We start from the raw sequence: 15,866 nt of genomic DNA, 5'->3' as shown, positions 1-15,866 counted from the left end.
TCGCCTGGATGGAGGTCGTCGTCGAAGGGCTCGGGAAAACGCCGATCGAGTTCGGTCGGGATACGGAGCCGAAAGAGCGCTATGCGATCCGGCAGTACGTGCGCTCGAAGGCCGCCGCCAAGCGTGAGCGGGCCGAGCAAGCCAACCAGAACAACTAGTAGAGTTGTATCCGTTTTTCATACTACTCATGCGCTCGCTACTCCCCGGTTCGGACACTGCTCACGTCGTCGACGCCGAGCAACTGCCGCCGGCGCCGGACGGTCGACAGTACTGCTACGAGGTTGTTGTCCAGCTAGACGACGCGGTCGACTCGGCGCCGTCGGACGACGACGTTCGAGAGATCGCCGACGCCGTCCTCGAGGCGATTGCCCAGATCGACGATCCTGACTGGCCGGGTGCCGACGAGCTGTACATCCAGATTTACGGGCCCGATCGAGAGCTCGATGCCGGCGCCTGTGGGACGGCCCACTGGGTTGGTGGTGACTACGAGTCGATCGAGACCCGGCCATACTTTTTCGGAGAGAGGGGAGCATGACCGACGATGTTGTCCGCCCGCTTGGCCCGCTCGCCGAGCTCCGGGAGTACGCGAAAGAGCAGCGCGACGCGGCCCGTGAGCACGGGAACCGTGCCGGCGCCCTCGCTTTTGATGACATCGTGAACAAGACGAACGAACTCGAGCGTGAGGCGATCGCCGACGGGATCCCGCTGCAGCTCGATCTCTCGGAGCTCGAGGATTAGTTCTCGACGACGTCGCCGGTTATCGTTCTCTCTTGCCCCGACATGAGATCGGAGCGGTGTGGCCGCATCAACGGTGCGAGCAAGACGATTAGCCCTCCGAGAACCATCAACGGAACGCCGACAATCGCGAGGACAACCGTGACGGTCAGGAACAACCCGACCGACACACAGACGCTGCCCATCACGACGGCATCAAGCCACGGCCGCATCCCGCAGTGAGGGCACTTCCAGCGCGTCCCCTTCGGCAACTCTCCCTCGCAGCGCTCGCACGTTTTCAATTCGGTTGGTTCGACCGCCTGGGTCTCAGTATCCATAGCGACTCTAGTTATAATGATAACAACTAGTAAGTTAAGCGTTCGGTCACGCTCGAGCACGCTGCTCGCGCCCACGAATCCTGCAATCCGGAGTCTTCAACAGAGGTGTCAATTATCGGAGCACTAAGCGAATTACGCGGCAGTATCGAGATAGATCATTCTGGCGCCAAGTCCGCGATCGAGGACGTCCAGGGCCAGGCCGAGGACATGGGCGCGTCGTTCGAGTCGACCGGCCAGCGGATGCAATCCGCAGGGAAGTCCATGACCGCCGGCGTCACTGCGCCGCTTGCTGCGATGGGCGGCGCCGCAGCAAAGACTGCTGCTGACTTTGAAAAGTCGATGCAGCAGTCCATATCAATAATGGGCGATGTGTCAACTGCTGAACGTAATAAACTCGAGAAGACGGCGCGGGACGTCGCAAAGAGTACGACGATGTCGCATAACCAAGCGGCAGAATCGTACTACTACCTCGCCAGTGCGGGCATGGACGCGGCCGAATCGATGGAGGCCATGCCACAAGTCGCCGCCATGGCTGAGGCGGGGCAAATGGGTCTCCAGGAGGCCACTGACGTAGCCACAGATACACTGTCAGCGTTCGGAATGGAGGCTTCGGAACTCTCCAAGGTCACTGACACGATGACCGGTACGGTCAACCGACACAATCAGACCATGCAGGGTCTCGGCTCGGCGATGAGCCAGGTTGCGCCGGTTGCATCCGGTCTCGGGATGTCGATCGAGGAGACCTCGGCCGCGATCGGGATGATGGGCGACGTCGGTATCAAGGCGGAAAAGGCGGGTACTGGCCTCCGGTCTGCCTTATCGTCGCTGCAGAACCCGACCGGGAAAGCTGCCGAGACGATCGAGTCCCTCGGCATCAAGGTCAACGACGCCGAGGGGAACATGCTCCCCCTCCACGAGATCATCGGCCAGCTCGAGGAGAGTGGCGCCAAGACAGCCGACATCATGGCCCTGTTCGGGAACCAGGCTGGACCGGCCATGCAGGCGCTTGTCGACCAGGGGAGCGACGCACTCCGAAACGAGGCTCAGGCCCTCTCCGAACTCGACGGCGAGACGCAGAAAGTCGCCGAGACGCAGCGAGACACGCTGCACGGCTCGATCGAGATGCTCAAGTCGTCGGTCGCTGACCTTGCGATCGAGTTCGGAAGTGTACTGACGCCGTACATCCGGCAGGCTGCCAACCTCGCGACGAATCTTGCAGACCGGTTCTCGGGGCTCGACAGGACGACACAGACAGTTATCGTCGGCGTCGGCGGGGTTGCTGCGGCGCTCGGCCCGCTGCTCATCGCGTTCGGTGCGCTTATCGGCCCACTTTCGACGGCTGTGGGTACGCTCGGAGGTCTCACTGCGGTACTCGGCCCAGTCAACGCACTCCTCGGTACTGTGATCGGTCCATTCAGCGCGCTTACAGCAATGGTGAGTGGACTCTTAGCGCCACTCACTGGCCTCGTTGGGACAATGGGGACGTTCGGTACTGCTGTGGTAGGAGTCCTCGGCCCGATCGGCTTGCTCGTGGCAGCCATCGGCGGAATCGGCTATGTTCTGAGTGAAAACAGGGAAGTGGTTCGCAAGTTCGCCAATCAGGCGATCGGGAAGCTGAAGAGCGTCGCATCAGACGCGGCCACGTGGCTGGAGGCGAACGGGCCCGCTCTTCTCAAATCCGCCTTTAGGAAGATTGGGGAAGGCATCCGGTTCATCGCACTTGATATTTACAATGCGGTTACCGGGAACGGTGATTCGATTATCAAGTCGATGATCATCGACGCGGGGTCATGGCTGATCAACGAAGGACCAGGGATCCTCAAGGCAGCCGCGAAACTCGCGTTCGACGCGATCATGGCTGCTGCCAAGGGGCTCTACCAGGGCCTGATCGGGAACTCGCTGATTCCCGATATGTTCGAGGATATCGCGGCGTATATCAAGTCGACCGCGGTCTCGCTCGTCAAGGGCGCGATCAACGGCTACATCTCCGCCGTCAAGACCGGGTTCCAGTGGTTCTACGGGACCGGCGACAACTCACTCTACGGCTCCGTCACCTCGGGCCTCTCGAGTATCGCAAGCTGGATTACGGATACAGGGAGCTCGAAAGTTGAGGGCGGAATCGACACTGTCGTCTCCAAGGCCGAGTCGGCCGCCGAGTGGCTGACCGGGACCGGCGATGACACGCTATACGGCGACGTAACGGGGATGTTCGGCGACCTCACGAATTGGCTCGATAACGACTGGGACATCGCTGGCACGCTCTCGTCAGCATTCTCCGCGGCTGGCGACGCCGCCGCAGAAGGGTTCCGCGGCGCGTTCAACGAGGCCATTCCCAGTAGTATTGATATCCCTGATGCTGCTGTAGCGGCTGCAAATGCACTGGGAGCAGACATTAGTGGTGGCTCAATCTCACTCCCGCAGCTCGACGTCGGTGGTCGGATTCGAGAGACCGGTCGTGCGGTGGTTCACAAGGGCGAGCAGGTGATGCAAGCGGATCAGGTCCAGCGCCTCGAGAGTCTGGCTAATGCGGCCGACTCGAGCGATGGTGGCAACCAGAACAGCGGGAGAGAGCCACGCCCGATCATGATCGACTTCGGCGATCTCCCGCGGGACGCCCTCGTCTCGATCGGCGACCTCGAGGACATGGCCGACGAGGCCGTCCGCAACCGCCGCCGGCGCGAAAAGAATCGAACTGCGTAATCCACATTCATGCCAGATCTACCGAAATCAGTCCCGAGGACCGCATGGTATGTCTATCTCTATGACGGCACCGAGGAGTACGTCACGTTCGCAGACGGCCTCGTCGAGGAGATCCCGCCGCGGACAGTCGCCGAGAGCGGCTCGTGGCAGTTCAATTTCCGCCACGATCCCGCCGGTCCCCGGAGCTACGATCCGCTCGAGCACACGGATCGCTACGACCGCGTCGTCGAGATCGGCCGTTGGGCCGGACGCTACGTTCTCCGCGAGCCCCTCGAGGCCGAGCCACGCTACCGAGAGCAGGTCCCTCCAGGGAATCCGTCACTGCTCGTCGGCCTCCAGCCAGCCTACGAGACGCCAGCCGGTGGCGTCTGGGGGCTCGTCGACGGCTACGATGAGACGAACGCGCTCCCCGAAACGGGGCTCACCGTCACGCTCGACGTGACGATGCTCGCGACGACCGACGACTACGAGACTCGCGACGAGGTCGTCGCCGAACTGTCCTTCTGACCTGACCTGACCACACATGCACGAGTACCAAATCGGCCACGCACACACGGCACTGACGCAAAACCAGAACAGGCGAGCCACCCGCGGCGACGGCGTCCTCGAGGGCTGCCAGGTCTCGGCGGGCGACTCGAGTTCGAGCGTCGAGACCGAAGTCGACGGTGGCTACGTTCAGATCGACGGCAACGTGCTCGAGTTCGCGCCGACCGCTGTCACTCACCCGGACGGGTCCGGTGATCCTCGGCGCGACGTTGTCCTCGTCCAAGACGCCGGCGACGGGACTGGCGAGGCCATCGTCCAGGAGGGAGATCCTGGCTCGTGGCCGACCGACGACTCGGGCAACGAGTACCGGTACGCGAACGCCTGGGAACCCCAGCCACCCGATACGGCTAGCAACGACGCGGTCGTCCTGGCTGTCGTCTCGATCGGGCCTAACGCAACACAGTCGTCGGGGATCGACGACGTCGAGGACCGTCGGCGGGAACCCGCACCGTCCGGCCGACAGGGCTGGCAGCAACCCAACATCACGACCCCAACGGTCAATCTCGAGAGCGGCGACTTCTACGCCCAGCCGCTGGCGGTTCCCGGCGATTCGTGGCTCCACGTCTGGTCGGTCGCACAGTATCGTTTTCTCGAGGGATCCAGGGCGTCGTGGGATACCAACTGGGAACTCTCAATCATGGAGCCCGGTGACCCGGACACCGCCGCCCAGTCGACGATCGCCGAATCCGAGTTCGCCGGTGGTAACCCTGCCTGGCAGATCGCCGTCGGCGGGTCGCCCGACGAGATCCAGCCCTACTGGATCCAACTGCACAACACCGGGAGCAGCGACATGGATAACGAGGAGTACTGGTCGGCCCAGCTCGCCGTGACGGTCGACCGGAGGCCGATCTAAGTGACGCTCCCCGAGACGCCTCCAGGACGAACGGCAGGAGGGCCGGCGCCGATGACTGCCAGCGGGCCGCAGCCGGGTGTTGCTGGCTCTCCAGAGTCCTACTCCCCGACCGATCCCGGAGACGTTCCGTCGCGGTACTCAATCCACCTCGAGCGCAACCCCGGCGAGACGCGGACGCTCACCGATATCGAGTCGGTCGATGTCGTCCGCGAGCACACGGACTCCTCGGATTGGCAGGCGACCGTCCCCGAGGATCCAACGCTTCCCGAGTGGCGCTTTGCCGACGTCGAAGTCCGATATCAGGGCAACACGCTCTTTACCGGGACGCTGCAGCGCGTCGATCCATCGGTCACGGATGCCGAAACCGTCCTTGAGGGATACGGGCCCGGCTCGGCGATCCGCTTCGGTCACGTTCGGGTTGAAGAGCAGAACGTCAACCTCTATCGAGTGATCGAACGCGTCTGGCGCGACCATACGCCGTTCGACGCACTTGTGTTGAGTCCGGAAGAACCGCAGGCGTTTTCGAAGATCGAGCTTTCTGGGACGCCGAAGTCGATCCTCAAAGAGCTCCACGACCGCGCCGGGATGCGGTTCTACTTTACGATGCTCCCAACGGACGGCCCCGACGTGATCTCGTTCCGGCCAGGACGGATCGTCCGACCAAGCGGATGGACGCGGATCGATATCGATCCACGCTGGGACGTCGGCGACTACCGCAACGCCGTCGTCGTCGAGGGCGCCTACTCCGAGGAACTTGGGCGGCGCTATCGCGGCGAGGCCGTCGCCGAGGACGAGATCGCGCGTGTCGGGGAACGTCTTGAGGAGTCGATCGGTCCCGAGCCTGATCTCGAGAGCGACGAGGACTGTCAGCAGATCGCCGACAGCACTCTTGAGGATCGGCTCGCGGAGGATCAGCAAGAGGGCTCGGTCGACATCCTCCCGCGGCTGCTGCCGCCAGGGGTTCGCGTCGACGTCCCGTACTACGGCGAGGAGCGAGATCTCGAGCGCGTCTCCTACCAGGAGAGCCTCGGAGAGGCGAGCGGGACGCTCGATATCGAGCGTCCGTATTCGGTTGCTGAGCGTACTGAGGAGGTTGACGCCGACCTTAGCAGCACCAAGGAGATGATCCGCTGATGCGCGGCTATCCAGCTAGTGCTGGCGGGCTGTCGGCATCGTCCGGCGGCCTCGTCGACGGTGTTGACCGCACCTTCTTCGAAAACTTCGATGAAGACAGGATGGCGGCGTACTACGAGCGTTCGACTCTCGGCGAGACGACGATCGTCGACGACGCTGGCTACTACACTGCCGGCGGGCTTCGCCTTGAGGGATTCAATTTTATGTGGACGGTCCCCGGGTCCGGTTTCGAGCGCTACCCGGACACCGGCGAATGGATTATCTTCGTGATGACGATCGACAGCTGGGAGAACGTCGACCAGATCTGGTTCCCAGTCTTTGGCGATCCGAGCAACGAGGGCGATCGCGACCCAAGCTACGAGATGCATCTCATCAACTCCGGCGAGACGTTTCGCATCCAGTCCCGGGACAACTCCGATAACAAGGTGGACGTTGCGACCGACGCCGAGAGCGATCAAACCTACGACTGGTTTTCGACCGGCGTGACCTATGCCGTAGGGATCTACCGCAAGCCCGGCGGCGGGGTCCTTGGCGGGGTCTGGCACGCGAACTCGAACTATCCGCTCGAGTCGGAGGCGATCGTGTACATCGATTCTGCGGACCATCCGTACGATAACGGGAGCAGTATCGATGGGATCGGTCCGAACGATGGTCCCGGGAGATGGGGATATCGGAGTGGAGAGCACGTCTCACTGCGTATTCACGAGGTTGAGCGCGTCGAGCCACCAGAAAGCTAACCAGAGGTACACCACATGCACACAGACTACGCAAAAGGAGACGACCGACCGATCATTCGCGACCAGCTGACGCGCGGGCGGGCGACGATCCCGCTCGGCCCAAACGACACTGTCCAACTCTACGTCGAGGACCCCGAGGGAGAGATCTTCATCAACGACGTCGCGACGATCGAGGATCGACCCGAAAGCGAGGTCAAATACGAGATGGATGGCGGCTGGCCCCTTGCGGGGACGTATGAGGCCGAATGGGTTATCAACTACAGCGACGGTGGGACGCAGACGGTCCCGAACGGCTCTCCGAAAGAGATCCACGTCCGGGAGATCCTCGATCGACAGGCCGACGTTCGAGAGTACGACGACCCGAATCTCTCGCTCGAGAATCTGCAGGTCGATTCTATCGGGGCGAATACGGCATCGGGCGTGACTGTCGGGTCGCCACTGGATGTTGATAGTGTTCTGAGAGCCCACGGGGTGAAGAACCTCGATAATCTAATTGTTGGCTTCTGGGGCGGTGAGCCGGGGCTCAGTGCCCGTGGGATGCACGTCTTCCAGATGGGGGACGACAGCGCGGCCGTGGGAGATGCAGGCTACGCGACCGGTGCTCACTTTCTCACCGAGGCTGGGGAGCGGATCGCTACCATGGCCGCGGACAAGGCCCACAACCACTGGGGCATCTATACTCGAGGCCGTCCCTTCGACGGAACTGACGCCCAGCCCGTCAAGCGATTCAATATCGCCGGTGGATCTCCGGTCACTAAGGCCGATTACTACAAAGTCGACCAGTACCACATTGGGCCCCGGACGGAGGACGGTTCTCATGACGGTAACATGGACTTCATCATCGAAGCTGAATCGGACGGGAACATCAACCTCCGGCTCGACCATGACGGTTCCCCGGTAGCGAACATCATGTACGACTCGGGGCGGAGAAGTGTCCGTCTCCAGAACTCGAACGCGGCTACCACCGACTTCCTCGAGTTGCGTGAAAACGGAGATATCAGGGCACATGGTCACGACATCACGGAGGCCGGTACAGTCAACGCCGACTCGGTAAGTGCAGACGAAATAACGGTCGGGGGTACAGGCCCAGTAACGGGGATAATGGGCGACTCTGGCGATTGGTGGCCCCTCTGGGTACAGCGAGAGAGTGGCGATCATAAAACCACCTCGACCAGTTATACGAATACACTGGGGTTTGACGGACGTATCCGTGTAGACTTTGATAGTCTTGCGAGTCTTTCAGGATTCGACGCCATTGGCTTCGGTTATTCGGCAAGTTGGGCGGTTCCTGACGGCGAAACGGCCGATACAGAGCTATTTGTTTTTTCGGGGGGATCGAGAGAAACCATCACTTCAAAATCGGTTTCAGGACCAGCAAGTTATCCCGAGTTTTCCAGTTCTATCGGACCTTATTCAGGGAGCGGAGACATAAATCTGGAAATAAGGAGAAAGTCGCAAGGTGGGAAGGAGATTGATTTGCGAACGCCAACAATAACAGCATACGGGAGGATCAAATGACCTGTCATTTCGGACCAGAAACGGGAGATGTGCACAACCATTTGGGGATAAAAGTAGACAATCATGCGAGAATAAGCTGAGATGTCCACACATAAACCACGACCCGACCACATCCGCAAGCGAGGAGATAGCTACATCCCGATCGAGGAGACGTTTCGCGGAGAACCACCAGATTCGAGGCCGATCGATGATGGCGACCCACTCGATCTGAGCGACGCCCTCTCTGTTCGGTTCTACCTCGTGCACACCGCTCGAAACGAGACGATCGTCAACGACGTCGCCACGATCGAGGACGCAACGACCGGCGAAGTGAGCTACCAGCTCGAGGCAGACCAGCTGTCGCGAACGGGTACCCACGCCGGTGTGTTCATCGCCCGGTTCGAGGGCGACCAACAGTGGTCAGCCCCGCGTGGCAATCAGGTTATCACGATCGAGGTCGTCGACGTCCCCGATGCTGACGGCAATCCTGATGATATCGAGCGGGTCGACGTCGAAATCGGAGTGCTCGATGCCCAGGAGGTGATCGGTGGCACTGGGAGTTTCGAGGCACTGTCGATCGCAGGGCAGGATGTCGCGACGGAAGACTACGTCGATACCCTGCCCTACGACGATCTCGAAGACTGGAGTATGTTCAACCCCGCCGACGCGGGATATCCAGGGGATGGGTCCGGAGGCGACCTGATGGACTACATCCGGGACCTTATCGTCGACCACGACCGGATCTATCTAGTCCTACCCGACGGCACTTACAACGTCGAGAGCGAGTTGAGCGTTCGTGACACAAATCTCGAGCGTCTTGTGATCGACGGCCGGCCGAAGGCCACTCTTAACGTCAACGGACGGTTCCACAAGCTGTTTGTGACGGGAGACTATGACGGATCCAATGCGATCGAGAGTCTGGGACTCTACAACCTTGATATAGATATCTCCGGGGACTCGAATGACTGTGGGATTGGACGGATCACAGTAGAGGACTCGCTGGATATAGAGAATGTCCAGCTTATCGGCCAGCGAGACCGAGTGACTGACGCTACCGGAGATCGATTCACACTACTTTGCCAGATCGCCTCAGAGAGTGGCCACGGCACGGTTCGGAACGTCCATCTCCGCGATGGTTCTGTGCCGAACGGATACGGGAACAACGAAGTGACTGGTTTTAGCGCCGACTCCGGTCACCATGGGACGATCGACTGGATCGGTTGCGAGGCCCACGGGTTCAGTGATTACGGGCTGTTCGTGAACGGGAGCCCTGGGTCGAACAGAGTCATCGGAGGACTGTACAAAAATGACGCGAAAGCAAACGTCCGGATCGGCCGCAACGACACGGTCGAGAACCCTGTAAGTATCTTCAATCTCGGCCATTCCAGTGGGCCTGCTCGACCGGATGGTTGGGATTCGCAGATGGATCCCAACCTACTGAGCATCAGCGATTCGAACGGCGCAACGTCTGTCCAAGGCGCGAAGCTCATCAATCTTAGTAGTACCAACGCTACTGTAGCGGCCCGACAGAACGTCGAGACGCTTCGAATTACAGATCTTGAGGTGTACCACGAGGTCCCGTATGAGGTCATTCGGATCACCTCGAGCAGGAACTCTATCGCGGACGATAACTACGAGTACCGCAACTACCAGGATAATGAGGGGACCGTCCGAATCGAGGGCGGGATGATCTATGAGGTGTCGAACGACTCCGTTGAGAATCGTGCGATCGACTCGAACGTCCATAACGTCGTTGTCGATGGCATTACGTACATCTGTAAGGATGGTGGCGGCGAGCAGTATCGTGCCGTTGTCGGAGCATCGACCGATCGGTCGAAGATCACGATCCAGAACTCAAATATCATCTCCGAGCTGAGCGGTGGGACCGCCTGCCGGGTGGACACTGGGGGGACGGTCAACGTCGTCCGAAACTCGCTCGACATCGAATACTACTCGATTGGGTACGGCGGCTCCCTACGACTCGTTGACAACGACGAAGTGAATAGTGCGATCGGCCACTACGACGATCCGGCGAATTGGGCGGCCAACTACGTCGAACGCGGCAATTTCTGAATGAACCCACTGAATGCAATCCTCGAGTGCCTTGAGTGGCTACTCAGAGGACAAGACCGAGACAATAGGACAGACACAGAACCAGAACCGGAAGAACCTGAGGAACCAGAACCGCTTGAGGCGCTCGACCTCGAGTCTGACGACCAGCAACAGGCCGGACAGAGCCACCACTCCGGAGTTCGAATCCGTGCAGAGCAAAATCTCGAAGGCCTCGAGTGTCGACTCTCTGAGCAGACGTCCGGCCTCGTGATGGCCTATCTCAAGGACGGCGGTGGCGACATCCTCGAGCGGCGGTCGATCGATACTCTCGAGGCGGGGGACTCCTTCACGTTCACGACGCCTCTCGAGGCCGGCAAAGGCTATCAGGTCGTTTGCGCTGCCGGCAGAGCTCCCTACGATCGTGGTCGGAGCCATATCGAGTATCCCATCAAAAGTGAGGCGTTAGTCGCGACAGCCGGAATCTACACTGGAGGCGGTACCGAGACGACGAGATACCGCTACAACATCAATCAGATCCGTCCGCTCCGGTCGGTCGAAGAGGATCAACCACAGGAGTCTCTCGGCGGCGTGAAGCCATCCGAGCCGACGCCCGACTACCACTCCGCGACTGGCGTCGAGGCCACGCGAGCAGAGCGCTGCCACATCGTGGATGACCCTGCGGGCGGTGGCGGGAAAGCGCTCGAGGTGTTCTATCCGGAGGATGAAATTCTCGGAATCAACGAGCGAGTGTACCTCGAGAACGCGGTCGGCTACGAGCCTCGAGTCGCACACGCTCGTTTCGAGTTGTTCTTCCCGGAGGACTGGCAGACGTGGGACGACGGTATCAATGGCGGCACCAAGCTGCCAGGTTGGGCCGATCATCGTGGTACTGAGGAGGACCCCGGCGGCGCTGCGGGTGGCAATCATAATCAGGGTGCCTCTTACTCGATGCGGATGGGGTCGCCGTGTCAGGGTGGCATCCACGACGCCTCGGGAGGTGCTGAGGTGCCGTTCTTATCGCAGGTCTATGATGCGACTGTTGACCCTGACGAACACAAGCACGGGTGGCATCACTGCTGGACCGAAGGCGGGAGCAAAGGCGAGTGGACCACAATCGACTACCGAATCACGCTGAACACTCCTGGCGTGCCAGACGGGCGGCTCGAGGGGTGGGTGAATGGCGTCAAGGCGTGGGACTACGACGAGTATCTGTTTCTCGAAGAGGAGTTCGCCGACCGAGGGATCCCGTACTGGCGCCGCCACTACCACTTTGGAGGGGACTGGGGATCGCCGGTCGATAACGATCTCTACGAGCGGAACCTCTCGATCTGGGTCGACGATAACGTCCCCGAAATGTGAGATGGCAGGTCGATGACCCGAGAGCGAGGCCAACCAATCGTCCGACCCCTCGAGCATAGCGAACTAACCAACCACACACACACTCCATAATGACTGAACACCGCAACCTGAGACGCATCTATAGCGAGATAATCGAAAACCCGTGGCTGACGCTGCTATTCTTCTCAGAATCCGCCAAGAAGTTCGTTGAACAAGGATATGTAGTCACCCCGATCGTGCAGGATTTCCTCATCTTGACGGCTGTCTCGCTCCTTTTGTGGGTTCTCTCGGATGCCGTCAGCGTTGATGCCTCTCGAGAGAAGCTCATTGGGGACGGCGGACGGGAGAGATAGCCGGCAAACCGAATAGTACGATAAGAAACTGTCTGCGTGTGGATGAATTGAATCCAACTAATCATATGAATGAGGGTACGAAAACGCAGGGGAGAGAACCCCTACGGCGGCCAAGGGATTCCTCCATGCAAGAGAGATCCCGAGGCTCTAGCACTGTTTACGAACACCACGATAAACCTAGGGAGCAATATTAGTCATGGGTATCAGACACGACGACGACCAGTCAATCGGCGAGTTCACAGTCGGGTTAGACCGGGAGTTGAGGGGTAGATACGGAATGGGTGTAGAAATATACAAAGCAGCCAAGAACCTCTTACTGTCGCTACTAATCGCCTACATTGGCCTTCAGACGGGTATGCAAGGCTATCAGATTGCACTCTTCATTCTGGCAGTGGGCGCTCCGGACATCCTTGAATTGTTCCTCGGAAATGGCTTGAAGGTCAGCCTCGAGAGCGACGACGATTAGATATGACCAACGCAGAACTCATCCGATTAGTCAACAGTATCGACCCTCAGTTAGCCGTCGCTCTGCTCATGCTCATCGGCGGGATGATCAAAAGTGCCCGGAGCTTCCGCGACAACGGCAAAATCCCACTCAAGAAGCTCCCCTGGGCAGCGAAGCGAGAGCTGGCTCGCTGGGTCAGACGTAACTATGGCACCGTCGCCAAGCCCAACCACCCGTCGTTTTTCAGGGAGCGATCCCTCGAGGAGGTCCGACAGACCCTCGCTGAGCAGGGCTTTGTCCAGGGGTGGCCAGTTGGATCGAGATTCGAGGGAGAGGACGAGTGCATGCGTTTATACTTCTACGATCCAGATCATCCGCTCCCGAACCGTCAGGTCCGTGTCCGACTATTCGAGATGAACGGCGGTGTCGAGGTGATGGCTCTGGAAGAGCCGACGCTGTGGCACCATCCCAACGAGCACGTCGCAGAGACCGACCGGGAGTTCGGGCCGGCTAACGACTTCGTCGAAGATCGACTCGAGGATCCGCGACCGATCGGCTACCCCGACAACTGATTGTGTCTCGAGTGATCAGTGTCCGGATCCCCAGTCTCGGCGGCTCGAGGGAAAGGGTTGATGCCGCGAGACCGGTGTGAATCACATGCCGCGCTAGAAAAGGACGCCCCGAACCCGTCACTCGTCGTCGAGGCCGAGCTCCTCCTCGATCGACGTTTCGTTCAGCGCTGCGCGGATCGCCGCTGGATAGAACTCGCCATTCTTCGGGAGATCGTCACCGTGCTCCCGTCGCCACTTGACGTTCAGTTCCGAGTACCGCAGTTGCAGGTCGTCGACGAGGTCGTCCGGCAAGTACATGTTTACGTTCCTGCGCTCGCGGACTGTTTCTGAACCACCTTCACCCTTTGAGTTCTCTGAACTCTCTTCCGTCTGTGTGCTCTGTTGCATCTTTGATGTATCTGCCGTCTCTGTCGTCTCCTCGCTCTTTGAGTTGTCTCTCCCGTCGTAGCGGTCGTCCCACGGGTCGTAATCGCGCTTGTCACTCATCGCCGAACGCCTCCAGGTGCCGGGCGACATCGAGATACACATCTTCCATATCAGACTCTTCCTCGTGTTCGAAGATCGAGACGCCGTTGTTCCAGGCGCGCTGCAAGGCGACTCGCTTTCTGACCTCAAAAACCTCGCACCCGTCTTTGTCCTCAAAGACATTTCTGAACCAGTCCATCATTTCGTCGGCCTCGCCGTCGACCTCGACCTCGTTCGCGACCAGCGCGAGTTCGTCGACATCGCCGAACGCGGACTCGATCGAGCGGAGTTGCTTGAACAGGAGTTTGATTGCACGGATCGACGTTGTCTTCGCCTGTGCCGGGATCAGCACGTTTCCCGTCGCGACGATCGCGTTGTCCGTGAGCACGCCGAGGTTCGGCGGGCAGTCGACCAGCACGTAGTCGTAGTCTTGGTCAGTCTCCTCGAGGAGCATGTCGAGGCGCTCCTCGCGTTTCATCACGTTCGCGAGCGCGTCCTCGGCATTAATCATCTTCTCGTGCGACGGGACGGCATCGACCTCATCGTGCTCGATGATCAGTTGGTCAAGGTCGTCCATTCGGTCCAGGTCGGGGAGTACATCGAACAACGAGTCGCGCTCGCGGTCGTCGTACAGATCCTCGCATCCGAGTCCTTCGGTGGCGTGGCCCTGTGGATCCAAGTCGATCACGAGGACATCGTTCCCGAGTTGGTTCAACGCGCCGGCCACGTTCAGCGTGGTTGTCGTCTTGCCGGCTCCTCCCTTCTGATTGGTAACTCCGATTCTCATATAGCTCTCCTGCCTCAAAGAGAGCAAAGATCTCGGAGAGCTTAAAGCTACGTCAGACGCGATACTGCTCGAGGATCTGTTCTGCGGAAAGTTTGACCGTCTTAACGGGGTAGCCGTGGTCGAAACCGTCGGGGGAGTTATCCATTAGAGTTCACCTCCGGGAAGGTTTCCGGCCACAACCTTCCAGTGGTCCTTCCGGTCCGCATTCTCTGCGATATACGCCCACTCATCGAGTGTTTCGAGGAGGTCTCGAGCCTGTTCGTCGTTGTACTCGAGCATATCAACTGCTTCCTCGTACTCAAACCAATCGTGAGGCGGGCTTCGACTCGCCAAGTCGATCAGATCCGCTATCGAGTCCCTGACATCAGAAAAGCTCGAAGCGAGGTCTCGCTTGATTGTAGCGATCTCGTCAGAGGTAGCGATATCGTGTTTCACCAGCTCGCCACTGAACTCGTTAAGCCACTTCAGATAGTACGGATATGGCTTCTCTCGTGGAAGGTCAATCAGCGGTCCTGTCGCCCTAGATGTCTCCGCTATCTCGCCGCTTGCGGACTCTCTCGTGTCGTTGAAGCGCGTCCGATAGTGCGCCAGTTTGACCTCCTCGGTGACGAAGTAGCGGTCTTCAGAGGCACGCGTATAGAACCCATCTTCTCCCTGTGTGATGTCCTCGAATTGGTCGAAGTGGCTCGCGATGAGGTCGTCGTACGTGTTGTGGTAGTAGTAGCTGTTTCCAAGCGTTTCGCTGATTCGATCCACGATCTGGTCCTGGAACACGAATTTGTCATTCTCGTGCCGGAGCGTTGCCGCCAGCACTGTCGCCTTATCGTCAGTGTTGCCCGGCAGGTCGGATGTATCCACGTGATCGAGTGCGATCTCGGGCTCCTCGAGTTGGATCAACTCCTCGAGCCCGTCTTTCGAGAGCGTCCCCTCGAACTCGTCGGGATCGTACTCGAGTGGATCAAAATCTGAGATCGCCTGCGAGTTCTTTTTCTTTTCAACCGGAGTTACTCCGGAGGCGTGGGTAGAGTCCTGAGATGCCCCCAGTTCCTCGAGAAGGTTGTCGACCTTTCCTTCGACTCGTGCAAGCCGGTCACGGTCTGAATACTCGAGAATCGCCTCGCTCACGATCTCTCCGAGGTTCATCGTCGAGTCCTTCGCCAGTTCGTCGAGAGTGTCGGAAGCCTCTTTCCGGAGTGCAAGATGCCGCTTTACCTTGGAGCCGTTAGTACGTCCCATCGTCTATGTACACAGTGTGTACACAGGCACTTAGGTTTTCCCAAAGAGTGTACCTGCTGTGTACACACTACACTACTACTTTCTAGTAGTAGTAGTAGT

General features: G+C 59.5%; 19 protein-coding genes. 14 read left to right on the top strand and 5 right to left on the bottom strand.

The window, feature by feature from the left end; genetic code table 11:
• The first annotated feature begins 8 nt into the window (after positions 1 to 8).
• Genes EH209_RS24325 through EH209_RS23535 form a run of 3 tightly spaced genes read left to right on the top strand, consistent with a single transcriptional unit; the run spans position 9 to position 738 of the window.
• Positions 9 to 158, top strand: coding sequence for a hypothetical protein (locus EH209_RS24325; protein ID WP_164722120.1), 150 nt, complete (start codon positions 9 to 11; stop codon positions 156 to 158).
• Between the two features lie 29 nt (positions 159 to 187).
• Positions 188 to 535, top strand: coding sequence for a hypothetical protein (locus tag EH209_RS23540; protein ID WP_126665234.1), 348 nt, complete (start codon positions 188 to 190; stop codon positions 533 to 535).
• The gene (locus EH209_RS23535; protein WP_126665233.1) at positions 532 to 738 is read left to right on the top strand and encodes a hypothetical protein; all 207 of its coding nucleotides are present in this window, start codon (positions 532 to 534) and stop codon (positions 736 to 738) included. The genes EH209_RS23540 and EH209_RS23535 overlap by 4 nt, the downstream gene beginning before the upstream one ends.
• Here EH209_RS23535 and EH209_RS23530 read toward each other — a convergent pair.
• Positions 735 to 1,052, bottom strand: coding sequence for a hypothetical protein (locus EH209_RS23530; RefSeq protein WP_126665232.1), 318 nt, complete (start codon positions 1,050 to 1,052; stop codon positions 735 to 737). The genes EH209_RS23535 and EH209_RS23530 overlap by 4 nt on opposite strands.
• Before the next feature lie 105 nt (positions 1,053 to 1,157).
• On the opposite strand from EH209_RS23530, the gene EH209_RS23525 reads away from it, so the two are divergent.
• The 7 genes from EH209_RS23525 to EH209_RS23495 all read left to right on the top strand — a co-directional run bounded on the left by EH209_RS23525 (position 1,158) and on the right by EH209_RS23495 (position 10,592).
• On the top strand, positions 1,158 to 3,752 hold the full coding sequence (locus tag EH209_RS23525) for a phage tail tape measure protein (protein WP_126665231.1): 2,595 nt from the start codon (positions 1,158 to 1,160) through the stop codon (positions 3,750 to 3,752).
• A gap of 9 nt (positions 3,753 to 3,761) precedes the next feature.
• Positions 3,762 to 4,259 (top strand): hypothetical protein, encoded by a 498-nt coding sequence (locus tag EH209_RS23520; protein WP_126665230.1) that lies wholly within the window; start codon positions 3,762 to 3,764, stop codon positions 4,257 to 4,259.
• A 16-nt stretch (positions 4,260 to 4,275) separates the two neighbouring features.
• The gene (locus EH209_RS23515; RefSeq protein ID WP_126665229.1) at positions 4,276 to 5,151 is read left to right on the top strand and encodes a hypothetical protein; all 876 of its coding nucleotides are present in this window, start codon (positions 4,276 to 4,278) and stop codon (positions 5,149 to 5,151) included.
• Positions 5,152 to 5,202: 51 nt separating this feature from the next.
• A complete protein-coding gene (locus EH209_RS23510; RefSeq protein ID WP_126665228.1) occupies positions 5,203 to 6,285 on the top strand; it encodes a hypothetical protein in 1,083 nt (360 codons plus the stop codon).
• A complete protein-coding gene (locus tag EH209_RS23505; protein ID WP_126665227.1) occupies positions 6,285 to 7,022 on the top strand; it encodes a hypothetical protein in 738 nt (245 codons plus the stop codon). Before EH209_RS23510 ends, EH209_RS23505 begins: the two co-directional genes overlap by 1 nt.
• 15 nt (positions 7,023 to 7,037) lie before the next feature.
• Positions 7,038 to 8,540 carry a hypothetical protein gene (locus tag EH209_RS23500; RefSeq protein WP_126665226.1) on the top strand — a complete coding sequence of 501 codons (1,503 nt, stop codon included), beginning with the start codon at positions 7,038 to 7,040 and terminating at the stop codon, positions 8,538 to 8,540.
• Positions 8,541 to 8,621: 81 nt separating this feature from the next.
• Positions 8,622 to 10,592 (top strand): BppU family phage baseplate upper protein, encoded by a 1,971-nt coding sequence (locus EH209_RS23495; RefSeq protein ID WP_126665225.1) that lies wholly within the window; start codon positions 8,622 to 8,624, stop codon positions 10,590 to 10,592.
• Positions 10,593 to 10,631: 39 nt separating this feature from the next.
• Here EH209_RS23495 and EH209_RS23490 read toward each other — a convergent pair whose 3' ends face one another.
• A complete protein-coding gene (locus tag EH209_RS23490; protein ID WP_126665224.1) occupies positions 10,632 to 11,006 on the bottom strand; it encodes a hypothetical protein in 375 nt (124 codons plus the stop codon).
• 153 nt (positions 11,007 to 11,159) lie between these two features.
• Between EH209_RS23490 and EH209_RS23485 the strand changes: the two genes are divergently transcribed.
• The 4 genes from EH209_RS23485 (at position 11,160) to EH209_RS23470 (ending at position 13,279) form a co-directional block, all read left to right on the top strand.
• Complete coding sequence (locus EH209_RS23485; RefSeq protein WP_126665223.1) at positions 11,160 to 11,930, top strand: hypothetical protein; 771 nt, start codon at positions 11,160 to 11,162, stop codon at positions 11,928 to 11,930.
• 89 nt (positions 11,931 to 12,019) lie between these two features.
• Positions 12,020 to 12,262 (top strand): hypothetical protein, encoded by a 243-nt coding sequence (locus EH209_RS23480; protein WP_126665222.1) that lies wholly within the window; start codon positions 12,020 to 12,022, stop codon positions 12,260 to 12,262.
• A 196-nt stretch (positions 12,263 to 12,458) separates the two neighbouring features.
• Positions 12,459 to 12,728, top strand: coding sequence for a hypothetical protein (locus EH209_RS23475; protein ID WP_126665221.1), 270 nt, complete (start codon positions 12,459 to 12,461; stop codon positions 12,726 to 12,728).
• A gap of 2 nt (positions 12,729 to 12,730) precedes the next feature.
• A complete protein-coding gene (locus EH209_RS23470; protein ID WP_126665220.1) occupies positions 12,731 to 13,279 on the top strand; it encodes a hypothetical protein in 549 nt (182 codons plus the stop codon).
• Positions 13,280 to 13,396: 117 nt separating this feature from the next.
• Here the strand turns inward: EH209_RS23470 and EH209_RS23465 are convergent, their stop codons facing one another.
• The 3 genes from EH209_RS23465 to EH209_RS23455 form a co-directional block, all read right to left on the bottom strand.
• Positions 13,397 to 13,765, bottom strand: a complete 369-nt coding sequence (locus EH209_RS23465) for a hypothetical protein (RefSeq protein WP_126665219.1) — start codon at positions 13,763 to 13,765, stop codon at positions 13,397 to 13,399.
• Complete coding sequence (locus EH209_RS23460; protein ID WP_126665218.1) at positions 13,758 to 14,531, bottom strand: ParA family protein; 774 nt, start codon at positions 14,529 to 14,531, stop codon at positions 13,758 to 13,760. The genes EH209_RS23465 and EH209_RS23460 overlap by 8 nt, the downstream gene beginning before the upstream one ends.
• A gap of 144 nt (positions 14,532 to 14,675) precedes the next feature.
• Positions 14,676 to 15,767, bottom strand: a complete 1,092-nt coding sequence (locus EH209_RS23455; RefSeq protein WP_126665217.1) for a hypothetical protein — start codon at positions 15,765 to 15,767, stop codon at positions 14,676 to 14,678.
• Between the last annotated feature and the right edge of the window lie 99 nt (positions 15,768 to 15,866).

The organism is Haloterrigena salifodinae (genome assembly GCF_003977755.1).
GTDB lineage: Archaea > Halobacteriota > Halobacteria > Halobacteriales > Natrialbaceae > Haloterrigena > Haloterrigena salifodinae.
The sequence above is the reverse complement of the archived record's forward strand: the minus strand, read 5'-3'. Positions and strand labels throughout refer to the sequence as shown.